General features: G+C 49.5%; 17 protein-coding genes and 2 riboswitches. Of the genes, 15 read left to right on the top strand and 2 right to left on the bottom strand.

The annotated features are described in order from the left end of the window. Nucleotides 1–31 precede the first annotated feature (31 nt). Complete coding sequence (locus ODZ53_RS24470; protein ID WP_372680694.1) at nt 32–943, bottom strand: VanZ family protein; 912 nt, start codon at nt 941–943, stop codon at nt 32–34. A gap of 229 nt (nt 944–1,172) precedes the next feature. Between ODZ53_RS24470 and ODZ53_RS24465 the strand changes: the two genes are divergently transcribed. The 6 genes from ODZ53_RS24465 (at nt 1,173) to ODZ53_RS24440 (ending at nt 8,559) form a co-directional block, all read left to right on the top strand. Beyond that, on the top strand, nt 1,173–3,593 hold the full coding sequence (locus ODZ53_RS24465) for a heavy metal translocating P-type ATPase (protein WP_372680692.1): 2,421 nt from the start codon (nt 1,173–1,175) through the stop codon (nt 3,591–3,593). A gap of 64 nt (nt 3,594–3,657) precedes the next feature. After that, on the top strand, nt 3,658–3,858 hold the full coding sequence (locus ODZ53_RS24460; RefSeq protein WP_047073809.1) for a copper ion binding protein: 201 nt from the start codon (nt 3,658–3,660) through the stop codon (nt 3,856–3,858). A 750-nt stretch (nt 3,859–4,608) separates the two neighbouring features. After that, nucleotides 4,609–4,755: riboswitch (cyclic di-AMP (ydaO/yuaA leader) on the top strand. A gap of 393 nt (nt 4,756–5,148) precedes the next feature. Then, nucleotides 5,149–6,375 carry a quaternary amine ABC transporter ATP-binding protein gene (locus ODZ53_RS24455; RefSeq protein ID WP_372680690.1) on the top strand — a complete coding sequence of 409 codons (1,227 nt, stop codon included), beginning with the start codon at nt 5,149–5,151 and terminating at the stop codon, nt 6,373–6,375. Beyond that, on the top strand, nt 6,359–7,198 hold the full coding sequence (locus ODZ53_RS24450; RefSeq protein WP_372680688.1) for an ABC transporter permease: 840 nt from the start codon (nt 6,359–6,361) through the stop codon (nt 7,196–7,198). The genes ODZ53_RS24455 and ODZ53_RS24450 overlap by 17 nt, the downstream gene beginning before the upstream one ends. Further along, nucleotides 7,195–8,130 (top strand): glycine betaine ABC transporter substrate-binding protein, encoded by a 936-nt coding sequence (locus ODZ53_RS24445; RefSeq protein WP_372680686.1) that lies wholly within the window; start codon nt 7,195–7,197, stop codon nt 8,128–8,130. The genes ODZ53_RS24450 and ODZ53_RS24445 overlap by 4 nt, the downstream gene beginning before the upstream one ends. An 18-nt stretch (nt 8,131–8,148) precedes the next feature. Further along, nucleotides 8,149–8,559, top strand: coding sequence for a hypothetical protein (locus ODZ53_RS24440; RefSeq protein ID WP_372680684.1), 411 nt, complete (start codon nt 8,149–8,151; stop codon nt 8,557–8,559). 56 nt (nt 8,560–8,615) lie between these two features. Here the strand turns inward: ODZ53_RS24440 and ODZ53_RS24435 are convergent, their stop codons facing one another. Beyond that, entirely contained in the window at nt 8,616–8,984 is a 369-nt protein-coding gene (locus tag ODZ53_RS24435; RefSeq protein WP_012684130.1) for a Na-translocating system protein MpsC family protein, read from the bottom strand. A gap of 242 nt (nt 8,985–9,226) precedes the next feature. Then, nucleotides 9,227–9,373, top strand: a riboswitch (cyclic di-AMP (ydaO/yuaA leader). Between the two features lie 699 nt (nt 9,374–10,072). Between ODZ53_RS24435 and kdpA the strand changes: the two genes are divergently transcribed. From kdpA to ytaF, 9 genes are all read left to right on the top strand, one after another. Next, nucleotides 10,073–11,746, top strand: coding sequence for a potassium-transporting ATPase subunit KdpA (gene kdpA / locus ODZ53_RS24430; protein ID WP_372680682.1), 1,674 nt, complete (start codon nt 10,073–10,075; stop codon nt 11,744–11,746). A gap of 76 nt (nt 11,747–11,822) precedes the next feature. Then, nucleotides 11,823–13,862: a potassium-transporting ATPase subunit KdpB gene (gene kdpB, locus ODZ53_RS24425; RefSeq protein ID WP_372680680.1), complete on the top strand. Its 2,040-nt coding sequence runs from the start codon at nt 11,823–11,825 to the stop codon at nt 13,860–13,862. 35 nt (nt 13,863–13,897) lie between these two features. Next, entirely contained in the window at nt 13,898–14,461 is a 564-nt protein-coding gene (gene kdpC / locus ODZ53_RS24420) for a potassium-transporting ATPase subunit KdpC (RefSeq protein WP_372680678.1), read from the top strand. 21 nt (nt 14,462–14,482) lie between these two features. Continuing rightward, the gene (locus ODZ53_RS24415; protein WP_372680676.1) at nt 14,483–16,813 is read left to right on the top strand and encodes a universal stress protein; all 2,331 of its coding nucleotides are present in this window, start codon (nt 14,483–14,485) and stop codon (nt 16,811–16,813) included. Between the two features lie 12 nt (nt 16,814–16,825). Continuing rightward, entirely contained in the window at nt 16,826–17,551 is a 726-nt protein-coding gene (locus tag ODZ53_RS24410) for a hypothetical protein (protein ID WP_372680698.1), read from the top strand. 61 nt (nt 17,552–17,612) lie between these two features. After that, the gene (locus ODZ53_RS24405; protein ID WP_372680674.1) at nt 17,613–18,455 is read left to right on the top strand and encodes an arginase family protein; all 843 of its coding nucleotides are present in this window, start codon (nt 17,613–17,615) and stop codon (nt 18,453–18,455) included. A gap of 512 nt (nt 18,456–18,967) precedes the next feature. Next, nucleotides 18,968–19,534, top strand: a complete 567-nt coding sequence (locus ODZ53_RS24400; RefSeq protein WP_007728877.1) for an RNA polymerase sigma factor — start codon at nt 18,968–18,970, stop codon at nt 19,532–19,534. Beyond that, nucleotides 19,515–21,176 (top strand): DUF4179 domain-containing protein, encoded by a 1,662-nt coding sequence (locus ODZ53_RS24395; protein WP_372680672.1) that lies wholly within the window; start codon nt 19,515–19,517, stop codon nt 21,174–21,176. The genes ODZ53_RS24400 and ODZ53_RS24395 overlap by 20 nt, the downstream gene beginning before the upstream one ends. Nucleotides 21,177–21,357: 181 nt before the next feature. Continuing rightward, nucleotides 21,358–22,050: a sporulation membrane protein YtaF gene (gene ytaF / locus ODZ53_RS24390; protein ID WP_372680670.1), complete on the top strand. Its 693-nt coding sequence runs from the start codon at nt 21,358–21,360 to the stop codon at nt 22,048–22,050. Nucleotides 22,051–22,080: the final 30 nt, after the last annotated feature.

Below are 22,080 nucleotides of genomic sequence, written 5' to 3'. Positions count from 1 at the left end.
TCGCTTCTAGGGCTCGTTTCGTTTATTTTACTCACTCCCACCAATGTTGCATTCCACGGATTCCAACATCCCACAGCTTAGCGTTTCCGGAAACGATAATGGTAATTTCGTTTACCTCGTTAAAAGGCATTTCCCTTAAAGCTTCTGCCCCTTGATAGGATTGTTCGTTTAACTGAGTTATTTCTTGTCCATCTACGATGATTTTGGCTTCACCCTTAACGTCTCCATTGTCGGGAATGCCGAAATAGAAAGAAAGCCAGACATTTTTTTGGTTCCCCAGAATATAGTTGTATGTTTTGGTTGATTCCCCTTCACTGCTATACACGTTCATTTTCGGCTCTATTCGCTCACCTGCTACCGAAAAGCTTGGGAGATTCTCAGTCATAGGTGTAGTTCCTGTCATTTCTTTCATAACCGTTAATGATTGAATGGGGCCTTCTGTTTTTTTGAGGATTTCAGAGACAACCATGACTCCAAATACAAGTACAACAATAGTTAGAGCCGAGGCCATGAGCTTTTTATAAGAAATGTTTGAAGTAAATCCAACTCGATAGGCAACATAACCAATCGCTGCCCCTATTGTATTGGATATCACATCATTTACATCAAAGCTACCAAGATAGGTTAAAGCCTGAACTGTCTCTAGAACGAAAATCGCTAAGACAAACAAGGATATGAACTTCCCAAATCTTACACGATACAACAGGGGAAATAATATTCCAAAAGGGATAAAAGCAGCAACGTTTCCGAAATCAACAATCCATGAATAATTTAGTTCCGGAAATGTAAGTGGTACTCCTTCTGGGACAAGGATAAAGGTGTATCCATCTATACTAGTTGCACCGTCGAGCCTGTTAAACGCAAAGAACATAAAAAATAAAATGAAAATCGTATAGCATATGGTCCCAACTAAGATGATTTTCCGTGATTTCGTTTCCATCATTTCAATCTCCTTAAAGCCATTTGTGTCTGAATGATTTTACTCTGAATGAATACGTAAGTGATGCGCTGTTAGTCACTCCTTCAGCACGTAAAGCCCATTTAGAAAAAAATTGAAAAAAGCACTTGATATACCCTTAGGGGGTATTGTATAGTAAAGGTGTGATCAGGAAACAACGTTAGGGAAACGATACGATAAAATATACCCTATAAGGGTATTTGGAGGGATTATAATGAGTGCCAAAACAGCAGAGGCAACAGTCGCAATCTCAGGGATGACTTGCGCAGCTTGTGCACTGCGCATTGAAAAGGGCTTGGGAAAAATGGAGGGAGTGGAGACGGCCAACGTCAATCTGGCTTTGGAAAAATCCACAGTGGTGTTCGATCCAACGAAAACGAACATCGACGACATCCGCTCCAAAATTGAATCGCTCGGCTATGGCGTCGTCACTGACAAAGTGGAGCTAAACATCTCGGGAATGACATGTGCAGCTTGCTCCACACGGATCGAAAAAGGCTTGAACAAAACAGCTGGGGTTCTAAAGGCAAACGTGAACCTGGCGATGGAAACAGCCACTGTCGAGTACGATTCCTCACAGGTAAGTGTGACGGACCTTATTCAAAAGGTAGAGAAGCTAGGGTATCAGGCGACTCGCAAGGAAGATGGAAAAGAAGAAGAAAAAGTAGATCGTCGCCAGGAAGAAATCAAACGGCAGACCCGCAAGTTCTGGATTTCCGCGATTCTGTCGCTCCCACTGCTCTGGTCGATGGTGAGCCACTTTTCCTTCACCTCGTTTATCTGGCTGCCTGAAAGCTTGATGAATCCGTGGGTACAGCTCGCATTGGCAACACCGGTACAATTCATCATCGGAGCACAGTTTTACGTCGGAGCTTTCAAAGCCCTTCGCAACAAGAGTGCCAACATGGATGTGCTGGTTGCTCTCGGTACCTCGGCAGCATATTTCTATAGTTTATGGGTCGCGATCAACTCCATCGGTGCTCATGGTGGCCACATGCTGGAGCTGTACTTTGAGACCAGTGCGGTACTGATCACGTTGATCGTTTTGGGTAAACTGTTTGAGATGAAAGCAAAGGGACGTTCTTCGGAAGCGATCCGCAAGCTGATGGGCTTGCAAGCAAAAACAGCAGTAGTCGTACGGGATGGCGTAGAAATGACCATTCCTGTAGAAGAAGTGAGACTGGGCGACGTCGTTCACGTGAAGCCGGGCGACAAAGTACCTGTCGATGGCATCGTCATGGAAGGGCAGTCCGCAGTAGATGAGTCCATGTTGACTGGCGAAAGTATTCCAGTGGATAAAGCCGCAGGCGATACCGTCATCGGCGCCACCTTGAACAAAAACGGCTTTTTGAAGGTCCAGGCAACCAAAGTCGGAAAAGAAACGGCTCTGGCGCAAATCATTAAAGTAGTGGAAGAAGCACAAGGAACAAAAGCACCGATTCAGCGTGTAGCTGACAGCATCTCCGGGATTTTTGTCCCAATCGTAGTAGGGATTGCTATTCTTACCTTCTTGATCTGGTACTTCTTCGTTATACCTGGCAACTTCGGTGAGGCTTTGGAAAAAGCAATTGCCGTACTCGTAATCGCTTGCCCATGCGCCCTCGGTCTGGCAACACCGACCTCAATCATGGCGGGCTCTGGACGCGCAGCTGAGCTGGGCATCCTGTTCAAAGGCGGGGAGCATCTGGAGACGGCTCACCACCTGGATACGATCATCCTCGATAAAACAGGGACTGTAACCAAAGGTGAGCCAGAACTGACAGACGTCATCGCCATTGATATCGAAGAGCAAGAGCTGCTCTCTTTGGTCGGTGCCGCTGAGAAAAACTCCGAGCACCCATTGGCTCAAGCCATCGTTCGCGGTATTGCGGATAAAGGAATCACACTGTCCGATACAGGTTCTTTTGAAGCCATTCCTGGTTTCGGTATTCAGGCTACCGTCTCCGGCAAAGAAGTACTCGTCGGTACCCGCCGTTTGCTGGAAAAACATCAAATTTCGTACCAAGCAGTGTCTGATACCATGCTGGCACTGGAGCGCTCCGGTAAAACGGCGATGCTCGCAGTCGTCGAAGGCAAGCTCGCTGGCTTGATTGCCGTAGCGGATACGATCAAACCAACCTCCAAGCAAGCGGTTCAGCGCATGAAAGCAATGGGATTGACTGTGATCATGATGACCGGTGACAACCGTCAAACTGCCGAGGCCATTGCCCGTGAAGCAGGAATCGATCACGTCATCGCAGAAGTCCTGCCTGAAGGCAAAGCTGCAGAAGTGAAAAAACTGCAAGAACAAGGCAAAAAAGTCGCGATGGTCGGCGATGGTATCAACGATGCTCCTGCACTCGCTACCGCTGACGTCGGTATGGCAATCGGTACAGGTACTGATGTGGCGATGGAAGCAGCCGATATTACCCTGATGCGCGGCGAACTGACTAGTGTCGCAGACGCCATCGAGATGAGTAAGCTCACCATCCGCAACATCAAGCAAAACCTGTTCTGGGCATTGGCCTACAACACCTTGGGCATCCCAATTGCCGCAATCGGCTTACTCGCTCCATGGCTTGCCGGTGCCGCAATGGCCTTCAGCTCCGTATCCGTCGTACTCAACGCACTGAGACTGCAACGAGTGAAGCTGTAACAACAGTAACAAGCGGCTTCGTCCGCCTTACCTATACAACATAAAATGCAAGGAGAGATTGATGATGACAAATATCACATTGAACGTAGAAGGCATGTCTTGCAACAAATGCGTAGCGCGCATCGAGAACACATTGAAAGAGTTGGGTGCAGAAGGCAAAGTAAACCTGGCTGAAAAAAAGGTTGAGGTTTCCTACAACGAGAGCAACTTGACTCTCGATGCAGTAAAAGAAGCTATTGAAGACCAAGGCTACGACGTCGTTTAATCATCGTGTCTTTGAAAAAGAAGCTCCTGCCTGAATCAATGAGGCAGGAGCTTTTTGGTATTGAGGTAAAAGTTGCTGTAGTGGAGGGGGAAGAAGCCCATTTCCAGTCTACGCTTCGGCCTACGCCCCGCAAGGGGTTGGACTGTCCGCTCCGAAATGAATGTCGGGAGCGCTTCAAAAGTAGAGTTTCGAGGAAGTAATCTCAGAGGTTGAAGCTGAAAACCCCCGCCATTCATTTCGGAGCTAAGTAGGGCTCCAGAGGCGCTAGGACTGGAAATGTTCTTCTTCCCAAGTGGCTGTTGTTTACATCTTGAGAGCATCATTCCAAAGGTCTTTTAAAAAGCATGTAGAACCTCATCAGCTCGTAGAGGAAACAGGAGAAATAAGCGAAGATCTTTGGACACCCCTACCGAGGCGTAGTGAAAAAAAGCGAAACTGCCTTTAGCGTCCACCTCTGAACTACATCCTGATGGACTACTTTGGACGCGGTTTCGTTTTTTTTCACGGAGCCGGGCACCTCATGCTCCCGCGCAGGGGTTCCAAGAATCTGAGCGTTTTCTCCTGTTTCCTCCCCACCCCACCAGCGAGCGAGAATAACGCACGATTTCTTTAATCGAATGAGCAACCGTAAGCTAATCCAATCCGAATCATAAAGAAAGACAAAGTCCGGTTAAAACCGTGCTAAACGAACGTTCACAATAACTGGAAGCGAGCGTATAATTCAAATCACAATCAAGCTCAAACAAGAAACAACACATACGGCCTAGTTCCGAGATTCTCGGAAGCGGGGGAACCAATCTTTTGGGGTTAATCCTGAGTGATCAGGAGGGATGAGGAAATGTCTTCTCTGCCATCCTACCCGTCAGCTAACCTCGTCGGCCAAAGCAGGGAAGGTCATGGATGGATAAAGTCTAGGCATTTTATGCGCAACAAGGGGATTCCTTGCGGGCGTGTGATAGGCTGATACAGGCTTTTTCTTTGGGACCTTTGTTCTGGAGGAAAAGGATGGATCGGTCTATTTTTTATGGAAATACCGACGAGCAGCTTACGCGATACAGTCGTGAAGGAAATGGTGTGGATCGCTTGGAGGCAATCGGTACGACATAAACCGCTGACAATCGAAATCAGGAAGACAGAGTACAGGGAGTCCTGAAAAGGGACGCCAGGTATTACGTAAGCCTGCGGATTTTCTACACGAGTAAAAATCAAGCGTGCCTGCTTGATTTGGCTTGAGTGTGGAAGCTTCGCGGGCTTTTTACATTTACGAAAAAACGAAGGATGAGGGATACCATGCCCAAAATGAAAGTCGATCAACTGACAAAAGTGTTTGGTAAGCAGCCCGAGCAGGCCTTGAAGCTGCTGGCAGAAGGACGAACGAAAGAACAAATTTACAAGCAAACGGGCCAATCCATCGGGGTCAATCAGGTCAGCTTTGAAGTCGAGGAAGGTGAAATCTTCGTCATCATGGGCCTGTCCGGCAGCGGCAAATCAACCTTGATCCGACTGTGTAATCGACTGATTGACCCAACGAGTGGAAGCATCGAGATCGATGGGGAAGAGATCGTGGACATGAAGGCGACGGCTTTGCGCGAGGTGCGGAGGAAGAAGCTCGGGATGGTTTTCCAAAATTTCGCCCTGTTTCCGCAGCGGACGGTACGAGAAAACGTCGAGTTCGGTTTGGAGATTCAACAAGTACCACCAGAGCTCCGGCAAGAAAAAGCTAGGGAAGCGCTCGCGCTCGTTGGATTAACCGAGTGGGAAAATGCGTACCCGGATCAATTGAGCGGAGGGATGCGCCAGCGGGTCGGATTGGCGCGGGCGTTGGCTAATAATCCAGATATTCTCTTGATGGACGAAGCGTTCAGTGCATTGGACCCGCTCATTCGAAAAGATATGCAGGATGAGCTGTTGGAGCTTCAGATGACGATGAAAAAGACGATCCTGTTCATTACACATGACTTGCACGAGGCGTTGCGGCTGGGCGATCGGATTGCCTTTATGAAAGACGGGCAGATCATTCAGATCGGCCGCCCGGAAGAGATCATGGCAGACCCAGCGGATGAATTCGTGCGGAAGTTCGTGGAGGATGCCGACCTGTCCAGGGTGCTCGTTGCTGAAAATGTGATGAAACGGGCAGAAGCAATCACGCCTGACAAAGGGGCGCGAGTGGCGCTGCAACTCATGATGGATAACGGCGTGTCCAGCTTGTACGTCGTGGACAAAAAGCGCACACTGCTCGGCTTGATTACGGCGTATGACGTATCACTCGCGATCAGTACGGGACATTCGCTGGAGACGATTATGAAAACCGACCTCCCTACCGTTTCACCTGACGCACGTCTGCACAGTTTGTTCCCGATGATGGCAGACCTGCATGTTCCGATTGCGGTTGTGGGCGAGCAGCAGCGTTTGTTGGGTGTCATCGTAAAAGGAGCGGTACTAGGCGGGCTGGTAGGTAAAGTCAATGTCCAAGAGCATCAGAGAGCAGAGGTGATGAGTGATGGACGCCGTGCCTAAGCTGCCGATTGGCGAATGGGTGGAAGAGTTCGTAGCATTGCTGGGTCAGTACAAAGGGGTATTGTTTGATCCAATATCTATCGTTATTTCCACAATGGTGACTTACTGCTCCACGGTTTTGGCAGAGATACCTTGGCTGATTCTCATCTTGCTGCTAGGGGCCGCTGCGTGGGTTTTTGCAGGGAGAGCGTCCATGGTTTTTACGGTAATCGGACTTTCTCTCATCAACAACTTGGGGTACTGGGATGAAACGTTGGAGACAGTGGGACTCGTCCTCACTGCCACCATGATTTCGATCGCTATCGGAATTCCGGTGGGCATTCTTTGCGCGAGACACGATACGTTTCGCAATCTAGTTACGCCAGTACTGGATTTGATGCAGACGATGCCAGCGTTCGTTTATTTGATTCCAGCGATCTTTTTCTTCGGCTTGGGCGAGGTGCCGGGAGTCATTGCCTCCGTTATTTTTGCTTTGCCGCCAATCGTGCGTCTCACGAATTTAGGCATACGCCAGGTCCCAGCGGAAATGGAGGAAGCGGCGAACGCCTTTGGCGCAACTGGGTGGCAAAAGCTCGTGAAAGTGCAGTTGCCGTATGCGAAATCGACGATCTTGGCGGGCGTCAATCAGTGCATCATGCTCGCCCTTTCGATGGTGGTCATAGCGGCTATGATCGGGGCGAAAGGCTTGGGGGCAGATGTGTATCGTGCCGTTTCGCAAGTGGACATAGGAAGAGGATTCGAGGCAGGGCTATCGATCGTGATTATCGCTATCGTCTTGGATCGGCTTACTCAACATGCAGGAAAAAAGGAGAGAAATACATGATGAACAAAACGGTTCCAACTTTACTGGCAGTGATGATGGGAGCAACAGCTTGGCTCGCAGGCTGTTCCAGTCAAAACACAAACACACAAATACCGACAGCAACGGTGGTCGGTCCTATTGCTTCTGAGACGTCGGACAACGCGTTAGGAGAAAAGCTCGACTACAAAATCATCGGAATCGACGCGGGAGCAGGCTCGATGGTGAAGACAGAGGAAGTCATGAACCTGTATGGCTTGGATAAATGGCAGCTTGTCGAAGGCTCAGATGCAGCAATGACAGCAGCTTTGATCAAGGCGTACGAGGCGAAGGAACCGATTATCATTACGGGCTGGACGCCGCATTGGATGTTTAAAAAGATGGATCTGAAATACTTGGCGGACCCGAAGAACGGCTTTGGTGGAACAGAACAAATCCATACCATCGTGCGCAAAGGGCTGAAAGAGGATCAGCCTGCTGCCTATCAATTTCTCGATAAGTTCTGCTGGGAGCCAGCCGATATGGAGTCAGTCATGGTCCAAATGATTGACGGAAAAGATCCGGAAGTGGCCGCTGCTGAATGGGTAAAAAACAACGAAGCCAAAGTAGCGAAATGGGTGGAGGGCATACAGCCTGTCCAAAAAGAGAAGCTGACTCTCGCTTATGTAGCATGGGATTCCGAGATTGCCAGCACGCACGTCGTAGAGCATGTGCTGGAGCAGAAGCTGGGGTATGAAGTCGAATTGAGCCAGGTGCAGACTGGACCGATGTGGGCAGGTGTGGCCATTGGAGATGTAGATGGGATAGTTGCGGCTTGGTTGCCGTCTACAGATACGAGTTATTTGAAAAAATTTGGTGGGCAAATCGAGGATTTGGGTCCGAATCTCGAAGGAACCAAAATCGGACTCGTGGTACCTTCGTACATGAACATCTCGTCCATTGAGGATCTCCAATAAGAAAGGGGAGGTGCTGCTATGAAGCATTATTTCGTAATGGGCAAAGGGGAAGCTTTCACTTCATTTGTTCAGACACTATGCTGCGACAGTTTGCCTGCATTTTGGGGAAGGAATCCCGGTGCCCTTTCATTGACGGTGAGGTCTAGCGACAAGACGATTCAGCGCTTTTTGCCCATCTCATTTGACGAGTGCTACCGCGATCAGGAATCCTTGCTGCTCTACCATTCCGTCTACATCTTTCCTGATGAGTGGGCGGAGGGACGCGACTTTGTTACACTGTTCAGGCAACTGGGCTCCTGCCGGATTTTTGTGATGACACAGGAGCATCGGAACGCGATGTTATACAAGGTGCTCGGGGCGAATCACGTCATCGTGAGCCAGCCCGGGTATAAGGGCTACGGCTGGTTGGCTGAACAGATGAGTGGCTAAGAGAGGAATAGAAAAGGCTCCGCCTGCACATGAGGTGGAGCCTTGTTTTCGTAAAATTAGCCCAACATTTTTTCGAGGTCCTTGTCCAATACATAAACCTCGATCCGTTCACCCATCTTCGTGCTGATGTCGCTATGACTCGATAGTACCTTACAGCTGGTCAGCTTTTCTACGATTTCTTCTGATTCTTCGCTGTACATTTCACGTAGAACCTCGCGCATTTCTTTGACGATGCGGCGACCTTTATCGTGACTGGACAGATGCTTTTCTTCGACGGTGAGAACGCCCTTGAACCTTGCGATGACCATATCACCTACGATGTAGGTCTTCGCTTCCTGCGGACCTCGTCCAATTAGTTCGCGTTGAAATTTTATGAATGCTTCGCTGATTTCAGCTTCAAGCTTTTTCTTGTTAGAGATGGCCAAACGCCATACCTCCCATAATTTATCATTGTGCCTAATATTACTCAGCAGTCTTGGGGCTGTCAAACAAATAGGCTGATAATGTGAAAACGCAAGAGAAACGATGAAATATCATGATCGGATGAGGCCTGATAGGTTTAAACCGCTTACACGGATAAAGAATGCAAAAATCGTGTGAAAAAGACTGAAATAGGACATTAACATCCGATTATGCCGGACGTATAATGAGATTCGTAACCAACAATTGCAAAATATGGCCAAATCCCGAGGCACTCGGGAACGGAGGACCCAATCAGTAGGGGTTAATCCCACGAATGAATCGTGGGAGGGATGAGAAACTCTTTCGCCATCCTACCCGTCAGCTAACTTCGTCGGCTAAAGCGAGGGAGGTCTAAAGACCGCCTATTTGAGGAGGCCTTTTTGTTATCCATTGAGGGACAACAAGGGTTGACTCGAAACGTTACGCAGGTCTTTTCGTTTTGCTCAAAAACGGCCAATGACCGTTTTACTCACAAGTAAATAGCTGTTTTTGGAAAAAGGAAACGGGAGACAAAACGCAAAGAAGGCAACTTCAAGTCGGCTGGGCGTTAGGTAGACCAATGAGTACTTTTTCTCCGATACAAAGGATCGTTTTGATTTGCCGCGAAAAGGCGGGCGACTTGTTTCGTCTGTTTACTTTCGCTCGGTCAAATGTGGCGATCTTTCGGGGAAATCGTAAGCATTGGTCTATTTTTTTCCCAAATGGCAGGTTTTTTTCAAAAAAGGAAGCCTGTGCAGGGGGAAGCGAAAGAGACGAGTCGGCCAGACTTTACGGGATAGTCAGTACCAGAAAAAAGGAGGGACATGGCATGGACGTGGTTTCCATACTGCTCTTGGCGCTTTCATTCGGTGTATTTTTTGCACTCATCAAGTTTTGTGACGCCGTGGTAAGAGAACAGGGAGGGAAAGAGAAATGATCTGGTTGCTTTTGATTATGGCAGGGCTTGCGATGTACCTGTGCCACGCATTGATTTACCCGGAAAAATACTAGGGATTACCCGAATCATTCGCTTATTTGGAACCATTTTTTAGAGGGAGTAGGAGGAACTGTCGTGGACTTTATACAAATAGCGTTGGTTTTGGTGGTGCTTTTCGTGCTCGCCATACCAATGGGAAAATATTTGGCACGCTCCTTTTCGCTGGAGACGACCCGATTGGACCGTGTTTTTGGCGGGCTGGAAAAAGCGATATACAAGCTGTCTGGCATTCGCGTAGCAGATATGACCTGGAAGCAGTACGCAATGGCTGTTCTGGTCAGCAATATTTCGATGGTAGCTATTGCGTATCTCTTGCTTCGTTTGCAAGGGATGTTACCTGGAAATCCGAGTGGAATCGCGGCGATGGAGCCGTTGCTTTCTTTTAACACAGCTGTCAGCTTTTTGACGAATACGAATCTTCAGCATTACAGCGGGGAGAGTGGATTGTCGTATCTATCGCAGATGCTGGTCATTATTTACCTGATGTTTACGACGCCAGCGACAGGGATCGCGGTCGTAATGGCCTTTATGCGCGGGCTGACTGGACAACGCAGCATCGGTAACTACTACGTAGACCTAGTACGTGCTCATACACGTGTACTGATTCCACTGGCGATTGTCGTGACATTGCTCTTGGTGTCCCAAGGAGTGCCACAGACGATGGAGCCGACCGCAACAGCGACAACCATTAGCGGAACAGAGCAACAAATCGCTCGTGGTCCCGTTGCTTCACTCGTATCGATTAAGCATTTAGGAACGAACGGGGGCGGATTCTTCGGGGTAAACTCTTCGCATCCGTTTGAAAACCCGACACCGCTAACTAACGTGATCGAAATTTTGTCGATGTTCTTGATCCCGGCGGCACTGCCGTTCGCATTCGGCTTCTTGGCGAAGAGCCGCAAGCAAGGCTGGGTTATTTTTGGAGCGATGTTCATGATGTTCCTGGCGTTCCTGATCACGGCATATGCCAATGAAGGAAACGGCAACCCTGCGCTCGAGCGGGCTGGCCTGTCACAAGAAATGGGTAGCATGGAAGGAAAAGAAGTCCGATTTGGCATCGCACAAAGCGCCTTGTTCACCGCCGTGACAACAGCGGCAACGACAGGAACCGTGAACAACATGCACGATACATTGACACCACTTGGCGGCTTGGTTCCGCTTGGTGAAATGATGCTCAACTGCGTATTCGGCGGAGATGGCGTCGGAACAATTAACATTTTGATGTATGCGATTTTGGCTGTATTCTTGGCGGGCTTGATGGTAGGGCGTACGCCTGAATTCCTCGGCCGCAAGATTGAAGGAAAAGAGATGAAGCTGATCGCCATCGCGATTCTCGCTCATCCCCTGATTATTTTGGCGCCAACCGCCATTGCATTGGCAACAGAAATGGGATCGTCCGCAGTGTCGAACCCAGGCTTCCACGGCATTTCACAAGTGCTGTACGAGTACACTTCTTCCGCAGCCAACAACGGTTCCGGTTTTGAAGGATTGGGCGACAACACGCCTTTCTGGAACATTTCTACCGGACTCGTCATGCTGTTTGGCCGATACGTCTCGATCATTACGATGCTGGCGGTAGCAGGCTCCTTGCTCGCAAAAACGCCGGTGCCGGAAACGATGGGTACACTGCGCACAGACAATAGTGTATTCACGGTGATTTTGATTGCGACTGTGTTGATTGTAGGCGCACTGACATTCCTGCCTGTGCTTGCTCTCGGCCCAATCGCTGAGTGGCTCACAATCCGTTAAAAAAGAGGTAGTTCAAAGAACTGACTTTTTGAACACGATTTGAAAATGAATACTAGAGGCAAAGGAGTAATTTTCCATGAGTAGAACGCGCACGGTTGCGCTTCCTAAAGATTTGTATCAACGGGCCTTTGTCGAGTCTTTCAAAAAACTGGACCCGCGTGTGATGATGAAAAATCCAGTCATGTTCGTGGTAGAGATCGGGTTCTTCATTACACTTCTCCTGACGTTTGTGCCGAATTTGTTTGGGGGAGCTTCGGACCCATTTTACAACGGCGTCGTCAGCTTGATCCTATTCGTGACGATTTTGTTCGCCAACTTCGCAGAAGCCTTGGCAGAAGGGCGCGGTAAAGCACAGGCAGAGAGCTTGAAAAAAACGAAGCAGGACACGCAAGCAAAAAAAGTGGGGAAAGATGGTCGCATGCAGGTCGTCAGTTCCACAGAACTGCGAAAGGGCGATCTGGTGATCGTGGAAGCAGGCGAGCTGATTCCATCCGACGGGGAAATCGTCGAGGGTGTCGCCTCTGTGGACGAATCAGCGATTACAGGTGAATCCGCTCCGGTCATTAAAGAAGCAGGTGGCGATTTTAGCTCTGTTACGGGAGGCACACGTGTAGTCAGTGACCGTATCCGTGTCCGTGTGACGACTGATCCCGGCGAATCGTTTTTGGATCGTATGATTTCGTTGGTAGAAGGTGCGAAGAGACAGAAGACCCCGAATGAAATCGCGTTGAATACGCTGTTGGTCAGCTTAACGTTAATTTTCCTGATCGTTTGCACGACTTTGCTGCCGATAGCCAACTACGTAAATGCAGCCATTCCGGTTGCTACACTGATTGCTTTACTCGTTTGCTTGATTCCAACCACGATTGGCGGACTCTTGTCAGCGATTGGGATTGCGGGTATGGACCGGGTCACACAGTTTAACGTCATCGCCATGTCGGGTAAAGCGGTTGAGGCGTCTGGTGACATCAACACTATTATTTTGGATAAAACGGGAACGATCACGCATGGTAACCGGATGGCTGCCGAGTTTGTCACTGTAGGCAACACCAAAAGCACGGAATTGAACCGAGTAGCTGCACAAAGCTCGGTTCATGACGAAACACCGGAAGGACGCTCTGTTGTAGAGCTGGCGAAAAAACAAGGTCTGGCACCTGCTGAACTGGAATTGCCCGGTTCCGAAGGCGTGGAGTTCCGCGCTGAAACAAGAATGAGCGGGACGAATCTGGCAAGCGGCGTCCTCATCCGCAAAGGGGCCGTCGACGCCATCAAAAAATACGTGGTAGAGCAAGGGGGCAACATCCCTGCTGACTTGGATGAAAAAGCAAACCGGATTGCAACGGCTGGCGGCACGCCATTGGCTGTAGCAGAAGGCAATGCGATTCTCGGTTTGATTTACCTAAAGGATACCGTAAAGCCAGGGATGCGCGAACGTTTTGAAGAGCTGCGCCGCATGGGAATTCGTACGGTCATGTGCACAGGGGATAACCCGCTGACAGCAGCGACAATTGCCCGCGAAGCAGGTGTGGACGATTTCGTAGCGGAAGCCAAGCCGGAAGACAAGATTGCGCTGATCCGTAAAGAACAAGCGGCAGGCAAGCTGGTCGCCATGACAGGTGACGGTACGAATGACGCGCCAGCTCTCGCACAAGCCGATGTTGGTTTGGCGATGAATACGGGTACGGTAGCGGCGAAGGAAGCAGCGAACATGGTCGATCTGGATTCTGACCCGACCAAAATCATCGAGGTCGTGGCGATTGGCAAGCAGCTTTTGATGACACGCGGTGCCTTGACGACGTTCAGTATCGCCAATGACGTAGCGAAATACTTCGCGATCATTCCAGCGATGTTCATGCTGGCGATCCCACAAATGAGTGCGCTCAACATCATGGGCTTGGCTACACCGCAAAGTGCGATTTTGTCCGCGTTGATCTTCAATGCGATCATTATCCCGATCCTGATTCCGTTGGCGATGAAAGGTGTGAAATACACGCCGATGAGCGCGACAAAGCTGCTTAGCCGCAATCTGGTGATCTATGGCTTGGGAGGAATTATCGTTCCGTTCGTGGGCATCAAGCTGATTGACTTGATTTTGATTGGATTGAATTTAATTTAATTCATATTGAAAAAAGAAAGCTCAGGTGAACCGATATGATTTTGAAAAATTTGCGTCTCAGCCTCGTTTTGCTGCTGATTTGCGGCGTTGCCTACCCGCTGGCGATGACAGGAGTTGCACAGGTTGTCATGCCTGCACAAGCAAGTGGCAGTCTCATCACCGATGGGAGCGGCAAGGTGGTCGGCTCCGAACTGATTGGGCAGACCTTCACTGATCCGAAGTACTTCTGGGGACGCATTTCTTCTATTGATAACAATGCGTCAGGCTCTGGCTCGAACAACTACGCGCCATCCAACCCAGCCCTGATCGAACGTACGCAAAAGGATATCGCCGCATTTCTAGCAGCGAATCCTGGCGTGAAGCAGGAAGACATCCCGGCTGATTTGCTGACCAACTCCGCTTCCGGTCTGGACCCGCATATCTCGCCAAAGGCTGCCCAAATACAAGTAGAGCGTGTAGCCAAGGCGCGCAATCTCGAACCGGTACAACTTCAGGCACTGATTGAAGCGAATACAGAGGGAAGAAGCTTGGGTGTATTCGGAGAGCCGCGTGTCAATGTAGTGAAGCTGAATTTGGCCTTGGACGAATTGAAGAAGTAAAGATAGAAGGAGGGCTGCGAGATGGTAGAGCAGTTTCGGCGAAAGTCCCCGGAGGAAATCTTGCAGTCCATCTCCAGAATGCACCGGGGCAGGCTGAAAATCATTCTGGGGGCTGTCAGTGGCTCAGGTAAAACCTATCACTTGCTCATGGAAGGGCAGACGCTTAAGAAAAAAGGGATTGATGTGGTCGTAGCTGGATCAGGTGAGGCCACTCATCCCAAGCTGGCGCAAAAGCGGGAGGGCTTGGAGCAAATCGAGCCAATTAACTGGCATTCTCTCGGGGAAGCGAGACATGATCTGGACGTTGCAGTCATTATCGAGCGAGATCCGGAAGTTGTGCTCGTAGACGGTTTGGCTCATCGCAATCGTCCAGATGCCCCGCGTCCAACCAGGCTCGACGATGTTCAGTATTTGCTGAATCACAATATTAGTGTGATTACGACGGTCAACATTTACGAATTAGCCGGGATGAAAGAAATGGCGGAGCGACTGACGAAGGCAGAAGTGCGGATCGACCAGTGTGTCCCTGAGGATACGCTTGCCATGGCTGACGAGGTGAAATTGCTCGACGTCACGCCAGAAGCCATTCTGAAACGGCTGCAAGAAGAGGATCGTAACCCGATTCGAACGAAGAATCCGTTGTTTCGCAGAGACAATCTGCATATGCTGCGGGAACTCGCTCTTCGGTTCGTAGCTACGGGCGTAAACGAGGATTTGGAGGATTATCGGGAGAAGCACGGCATGGTGGGGGCTTCAGGAGCCACAGAGAGGGTGCTAGTTTCTGCCCAGTATCATTGGAACGGCTCGATATTGGTTCGGCGCGGACAACAGGTTGCCAAGCGGCTCGGCGGAGAGCTCTTGGTCGTCTGTTTTCTCCCTTTATCCAAGAAGCTCACGAAGGAAGAAGCGACTTTTAAGAGATCCATCGGAAAGCTCGTGGACAAAGTCGGAGGTACCTTCGAAGAACAGATGCTTGCACGTGAAAAGGACGTAGCAAACGAGCTCGTCGCCTATGCGATGGAGAATAATGTGACCCGCATCGTCATGGGGCAGTCCAAGCGTACGCGCTGGGAAGAGATATGGTATGGCTCCATCGTCCATAAGATTCTTCGGCAAACGAAAAATATCGATATCTTGATCGTGGCGGATCGTTCCGAGCGGGACGGTGAGCGTGTCATGCCAACCAAGCGAGAACAGGCGGTAACGGTCAATCCGTACCGACGACTCTCCGATGAGGAGATGCAGCAAGAAATCGGGAAAATCAAGCGCGGGACGCTAAAAGTATATGTGGGAGCGGCACCAGGTGTCGGCAAGACATACACGATGCTCCGAGAAGGTAACGAGCTCGCTGAAAATGGCATCGACGTGGTGATTGGGCTTTTAGAAACGCATGGACGAAAAGAAACCATTGAGCAGGTAGGGGGACTTCCTCTTATCCCGCGCAAGCGTATCCCGTATAAAAATGTGACGCTAGAAGAAATGGACACAGACGAAATTATCCGGCGAAATCCGGAGGTCGTACTGGTGGATGAGCTGGCACATACGAACGTGCCGGGGAGCGCCTATGAGAAGCGATATCACGATGTCGAGAAGATTTTGGCTGCGGGTATTTCTGTCATTTCCACGATGAACATTCAGCACTTGGAGAGCTTAAACGACAGCGTCGAGCAAATTACGGGAATCCGCGTTCGAGAGACGGTGCCGGACCATATTCTGCATCAGGCAGATGAGGTAGAGCTGATTGATATTTCACCCAAAGCGCTACGCCAGCGGATGCGGGAGGGCAATATTTACGCGATGGAAAAGGTGGAGCAGTCACTGACCAACTTTTTCAAAACAGGGAATTTGATCGCGTTAAGAGAGCTGGCCTTGCGTGAAGTGGCGGACGACGTCGACGAACGCTTGGAGGCATGGGAGCGACGAACGCTGCGTGGGCCTTGGCGGCAGCAGGAAGTCATTTTTGTCTGTGTGAATTTGCGGGCAGATAGTGAACGATTGATTCGCCGAGGGTTCCGAATTGCGTATCGGTTGAAGGCGTCCTGGCATGTAGCTTACGTGCAGGATCATCCGTCGCTGACAGAAGAGGAAGAGACGCAGCTGGCGAAGCTGAAGGCACTAACGGAGCGTCTCGGAGGTCGTTTTGAACGATACGAAGCCCCTTCCCGACGCAAGGTTTTCACCAAGCTAGTTTGGCATATGAACGAAAAAGGAACGACGCAGGTCGTCATCGGGCAGTCGGCACGAACCCGCTGGAAGGAAATTCTCGAGGGTTCGGTCATCCAGCGATTATTGCGGGAGGTCCGACACATGGATGTGCTGGTCGTGGCCGATCACGCACCCGATATGATGTGAGGGAGGGTAATGATGGGCACAGAAAAAGAAGGGCAATGGGACCAAAGCGTGGCAGACGCCTATAGCCGTTTGGAGTGCCTGATACGAGAGCCAACTACGGAGGCAGAGTTGTTTTCCAGGCTGATACGGGTCTATCTGGAGGAAGAAGAGGTGCGCATACGGCAAAAGCTAAAGCGCAAATCCTCACAGCGAATCTCTCGCGTCATGCATGAGCGGGTGGGCGAGTTTTTGTCCGGGCAGTTGAGCGGGCTTTCGTTTCAAGTGATCGACGGTCTCTTGTTTATAAAGAAGGAAGAGCAGCTAGTCGGGGCACTCAAATGCATCCCTGATCTCGGCAGCTACGATACGCCGTCCTGGAATGCGACACTTGCCCGTTTTGCCAAGCAGTATCAGAAGCGGTTCAATCTGGCGCCAGAGAAGCTACTGTTCGTTATCTGCTCGCTCGCCAAAAGCTTGGATGCAGCCCATGCCAAGGAGTTGACCGGAATTGATGTGTGGTGTGGCGCGGCACTAACAACTCCCGCCTATCGGGATGCGTTGCAGGTGTATGTCAGCAAATGTGTGGAGGTCATGGACGCTCTCCCGCAGCCTGTACACCAAGTGTATTTTTTAAGTGCGGATGTCCATCCGAATGCGCTTGCTTGCCAATTGCTGCGCGGGGAAAAAGCATCCTTGCCAGATCGGTGGTTACGACCGTCCGTCGGTGATCTCATCCAATTTTTGCAAGGCAGGCTGTGATATACTTTTAAGGACATTCATACCATGAATTCCTTAGGAGGGACTGTTTATAAAAGTAAAAGTGGCTGGTATCCCGCATTTCACAGGAGCATATGTCTCTGGAACAGAATTAGCTCCGGACGCGCTTCGTACAGCCGGATTGATCGAGCAGTTGCAGCGACATGGCTTGGAAGTGCAGGACGTAGGAAATCTGCATCTTCCTGATGATTTGCCGCGCCATAATATTCCACCAGTTCGTAATTGGCCGGCCCCGCGTATGTTCTGGGATTTGCTGCAAAAGGACGCGCAAGATTGGCTCGATACAGACGACTTTGTCTTGATGCTCGGCGGCGATTGCAGCTTGGTCGTTGCAACGGCACAGGCTCATCAGGCTCGGTATCAGGAAAAAGCGTATTTGCTCGTGCTTGACGGTCATCTCGATGCAGTAGTTCCATCGGCTTCTCGCTGTATTGGGACGGCAGGGATGGGATTGTGGTTTTTGCTTCAGGATCGCGGACAATGGATTGAACCAAGCGGCTGGGATGCAGAGCGAATCCGCCTGGTCGGTTGCCAACAAATGCCCACAGAGACGCATGGCGTAGAGATTATGACCTTGGACCAGCTCACAGAAGGAAGCATCGTGGAACGAATTTCTCATATGCTCCAATCGATCCCGCGTGATGCCAAAATCCTCGTTCACTTCGACGTAGATATCCTGAACAAAGACGCAATGCCAGCAGCCTATTCTCCAAGTGAGATTGGATTGTCGCTGTCCGAAGCAGAGGCATTATTGGAAACTGTTTTGCGAGATTCGCGCGTGACAAGTATGGAAGTGACGGAATTCTCAGGGGCAAGGGATACCACTGGCGAGTATGCAAGGAGACTGGTAGAATTACTCGCTCGGGCACTAGCTGCACGTGCTTAAAGCCCTCCCATCTATGAAATAATAAATTCGATTACTAGTGAGTTCGGCATTCCTGATTCCTTTCAGGCTGTCGAGCTCTTTTTTTGGGCTTTCTTAGTTTTAAGAGGCAGCAAAGCCGGTAAGAAGAAAAAGCACAGGACTAGCAGACCTTGACAACGCTTACCCAGTCGGAACTTTAAAAAGAAGACCACGCTTGTCGAACACTTCTTCCCTGAGAAACACCCGCCCGTAGGGTGGCTTTGGATCGACGGTCCTCTTTTTAAAGTGGAGACGGACAGTCAATCCCCCCTGCTGGCGTGTCAGAGTCGAAGAGAACTGTGCTTTTTCTTCCCCTCCACTATGTTGACTCAAACAAATAGCTTTGAAGCCTCTTTTGACAGGAAAGTTAAATTTTTCAAAAATAAGGAGAAAGGTTTTTCCAGCAAATCCGTAATAGCTTATGAATCAACCAAAACGGAAGCTGCGCAGCATTCCCCGCTGGCTTGATCTGTGATAGATGGAGGAGTAGCAAAATGCCGGACGATCAGGAACTAATCGAGCAAATCCTGGCTGGCGATCATGAGCAGTATAGACAAATTGTCGACAGATACAAGGGCAAGATCGTCGGTTATTTGTATAGGATGATCGGCAACATGCCAGACGCACAGGATTTGGCTCAAGACGTGTTTATCAAAACCTTTTATCGCTTACACGACTATCGGCCTGAGTACAGGTTTTCGTCGTGGCTGTATCGAATTGCGAGCAATCATTGTTTCGATGAAATGCGAAAACGCAAACGGACAGAACAGGTAGAAATCGATGAGGAGCAGCTGATTGACCCAGACACGCCAGAGACGACTTTGTTGAAAAAAGAACGGGACGCCGAGCTGGAACGCAGCATCATGCTGCTGGATGAGGAGTATCGGGAGGTATTCGTCCTGTTTTACCTACAGCGACTGTCGTATCGGGAAATCAGCGAGCGACTGTCTCTCTCGGAGAGCTCTGTTCAGATGCGATTATTCCGTGCCCGCAAAAAGATGAAGGACAGCCTAGAGAAAACGATGGGAGGGGGAGCTATTTATGAAATGCTTCATGTTTAATCAATTGAAGCTATACGTAAACGATGAGCTGGCCCCTGCCGAGAGCAAAGGATTGGAGCAACATGTGGAAAATTGCCCACAATGCCAGAAGCACCTGCAAGAGTGGGTAGAAGGCATGCAAGAAGAGGATTTTCCCACCATTCCGGAGGCTCCTGTACCCGATTCGTTTACAGATGAGGTCATGGATAAGCTGTCTGATGCAGTTCCTCCACGTTCTACGCGAAAGCACTTCTCCCGAACCAGAAGACAAAGGGGTTGGGATATTGTGAAGAAGACAGGATTGGTAGTAGCAGGACTTACGGCATTGGTGGTAACAGGAACCGTTGTATCACCGACATTTGCGAATTATGTGAATAGCTTGTTCCAGATTGAAAAAAATGCGGATAGCGGTATGAAAAATGCTGTCCATAAAGGCCTGGTCCAAAAGCTGGAGCAAAAAGTAACCGATCAAGGAATTACTGTCGAGTTAAAAGAGCTGTTGGCTGATTCGATGAGGATCGCAGTCATCTATGATGTGTACGACGAGAGCGGCAAGAAGATTGAAGATCATATTTTGAATGCGAAGCTGATTGATCAGAACGGAAAAGATTGGTTCGAGGATGATGGAGGAGATAATTCGGGAAGTCATGGAGAGTTTTTCATCACAGAGCGATTTTTGAACGAAATCTTCGAATCAACTGAGGCGACTCCTGACCAACTGACCTTGCATTTAGAACAGACAGAAATCGCAGATAAGACAGGAAAATGGTCATTGGAAGTTCCGATCGATATGAAGAAAGCCAAGGAAGCGACGAAAACGGTTGCCTTCAAGGATATGGCTTTTCAATCGCCGCAAGGGCTCGGGATTGAGCTGAAAAATATCGAATTTTCCCCGAGTGCGACACGGGTCATGCTGGATACCACTTTCCCAAAATCAGCTTATTTGGAGGTTGAACGAACGTCGATCCTGTACGATCGGAAAAATCCGCAAGGGGCCATTATCACAGAAAAAGAGCGTGATCTTGCTTTTTCGGGAGAGAATATGATGTACGAAATCACCAATGAAAAAGGGGAAGTAGTAGCAGCTTGGGATATGAAATCATTGGATGATGAGCTTGATAACAAGGAGAATGTTCTTTTCACACCAAGAACAGAAGAAGAAGCGGAAGAAAGACCAGAAGGCGATGTCTTGAATTGGTGGCATACATTTGGCCCGATACAGGGAGAACAAAAATTAAAGCTTGAGCTAAAGAAAATTTATGAGAAAAAGCTGGCTTCGCCTAAATTTGATCTGGTTCCAACAGAACTAGACAAGAAAGCTGCGACTTTCAAGGATGAGACAGGCAGTACCTTTATATTCTCTTCTTTTAAATGGGAGCCAGGTAACGGTGAAGATCTAGGTGAGGCCGTAATGACCATAGAGGGTACATTAGGAAAAGGCATAGTCGAGAACCGCGATTGGTCTGTAAAGGATGAAAATGGGAAGACTTACCCTGCATCAGTGAGCACGGAAAGCACCAGAGACAAGGACGGACGGGTACAGATCAAAGGTGAGATCTCGATTCCGCGCTTGAAGCAACAACCGAAAAAGCTCACGGTATCCTACGCTACCTATATGGTGGAACACGACGTGAAGTGGGAAGTACCGATTGAAATCAAATAGTTCAAAGAAAAGGAAGAGGCCGACAGTGGCCTCTTCTTTTTCTTTTCAGGAGCTACGAGAATTTTCGTTCTGATGATCCAGTCTGGCGTGGTTACCATTAATATCCCGGCAATGATTTATTGGCACATCATCTGAGCTTTTCGCGTATACCTAATAGGCAATGGGAAAGAGGTGACCACATATGAGCGGATGGCTCGCACTCCTGCTCGTTTCCCTGGCCATCAGCATGGACAGTGTCAGTGTAGGATTGACGTATGGTTTACGGAACATGAGAATGCCCTTTTTGTCGCTCGTCGTCGTTTCCGGTTGTTCGTTTGCTGTTGTCTATGGTGTCATGCTCGTAGGCTCATCCCTCACCGAATGGTTAACACCCGAAATTGGCACATATATTGGAGCCGCGGTCTTGATCCTCATGGGCTTGTTTACTCTGTGGCGGCTGATTGCGACAAGGTCAGGGACAGAGGTTCAGGAGTCTACTGCTACGAGCAACAACGCCGTTGTAGCCGCAGAAAAACAGGAAGAGCAGGAACCCATCGTATTATTGTCGCAGTTCCGCATTTTTGGTGTGATGATCCAGATTTTAAAAGATCCGTCCAAAGCCGATGCAGATCGTTCTGGGCATATTATGGGCTGGGAGGCCGTCATGTTGGGGCTTGCTCTGTCTTTGGATGCTTTCGGCGCAGGCATCAGCCTTACGTTTTTGGGATACTCTCCACTGCTTGTCGCTCTCTGTATCGCGGTGATGAGTGCCTTGCTTCTTGTGGTAGGAATTGCTCTCGGCAGCCGTGCAGGAAAAGCCAGCTGGCTCACGCGGCTCACCTGGCTGCCGCCGATTTTGTTGATTTGCATTGGTGTAGCCAAAAGTTTGAAATAACCGACAAACTAACACAGACCCGTCCAGATA

The organism is Brevibacillus sp. BD137, from assembly GCF_041644655.1.
Taxonomy (GTDB): Bacteria; Bacillota; Bacilli; order Brevibacillales; family Brevibacillaceae; genus Brevibacillus; species Brevibacillus brevis_D.
Note: the sequence above shows the minus strand (reverse complement) of the source record. Positions and strands in the feature narration are given on the sequence as shown.

Coding starts and splice junctions, on each gene's coding strand:
- ODZ53_RS24470 (WP_372680694.1), bottom strand. CDS start 943: ATGATGGAAACGAAATCACGGAAAATCATCTTAGTTGGGACCATATGC.
- ODZ53_RS24465 (WP_372680692.1), top strand. CDS start 1,173: ATGAGTGCCAAAACAGCAGAGGCAACAGTCGCAATCTCAGGGATGACT.
- ODZ53_RS24460 (WP_047073809.1), top strand. CDS start 3,658: ATGACAAATATCACATTGAACGTAGAAGGCATGTCTTGCAACAAATGC.
- ODZ53_RS24455 (WP_372680690.1), top strand. CDS start 5,149: ATGCCCAAAATGAAAGTCGATCAACTGACAAAAGTGTTTGGTAAGCAG.
- ODZ53_RS24450 (WP_372680688.1), top strand. CDS start 6,359: ATGGACGCCGTGCCTAAGCTGCCGATTGGCGAATGGGTGGAAGAGTTC.
- ODZ53_RS24445 (WP_372680686.1), top strand. CDS start 7,195: ATGATGAACAAAACGGTTCCAACTTTACTGGCAGTGATGATGGGAGCA.
- ODZ53_RS24440 (WP_372680684.1), top strand. CDS start 8,149: ATGAAGCATTATTTCGTAATGGGCAAAGGGGAAGCTTTCACTTCATTT.
- kdpB (WP_372680680.1), top strand. CDS start 11,823: ATGAGTAGAACGCGCACGGTTGCGCTTCCTAAAGATTTGTATCAACGG.
- kdpC (WP_372680678.1), top strand. CDS start 13,898: ATGATTTTGAAAAATTTGCGTCTCAGCCTCGTTTTGCTGCTGATTTGC.
- ODZ53_RS24415 (WP_372680676.1), top strand. CDS start 14,483: ATGGTAGAGCAGTTTCGGCGAAAGTCCCCGGAGGAAATCTTGCAGTCC.
- ODZ53_RS24410 (WP_372680698.1), top strand. CDS start 16,826: ATGGGCACAGAAAAAGAAGGGCAATGGGACCAAAGCGTGGCAGACGCC.
- ODZ53_RS24400 (WP_007728877.1), top strand. CDS start 18,968: ATGCCGGACGATCAGGAACTAATCGAGCAAATCCTGGCTGGCGATCAT.
- ODZ53_RS24395 (WP_372680672.1), top strand. CDS start 19,515: ATGAAATGCTTCATGTTTAATCAATTGAAGCTATACGTAAACGATGAG.
- ytaF (WP_372680670.1), top strand. CDS start 21,358: ATGAGCGGATGGCTCGCACTCCTGCTCGTTTCCCTGGCCATCAGCATG.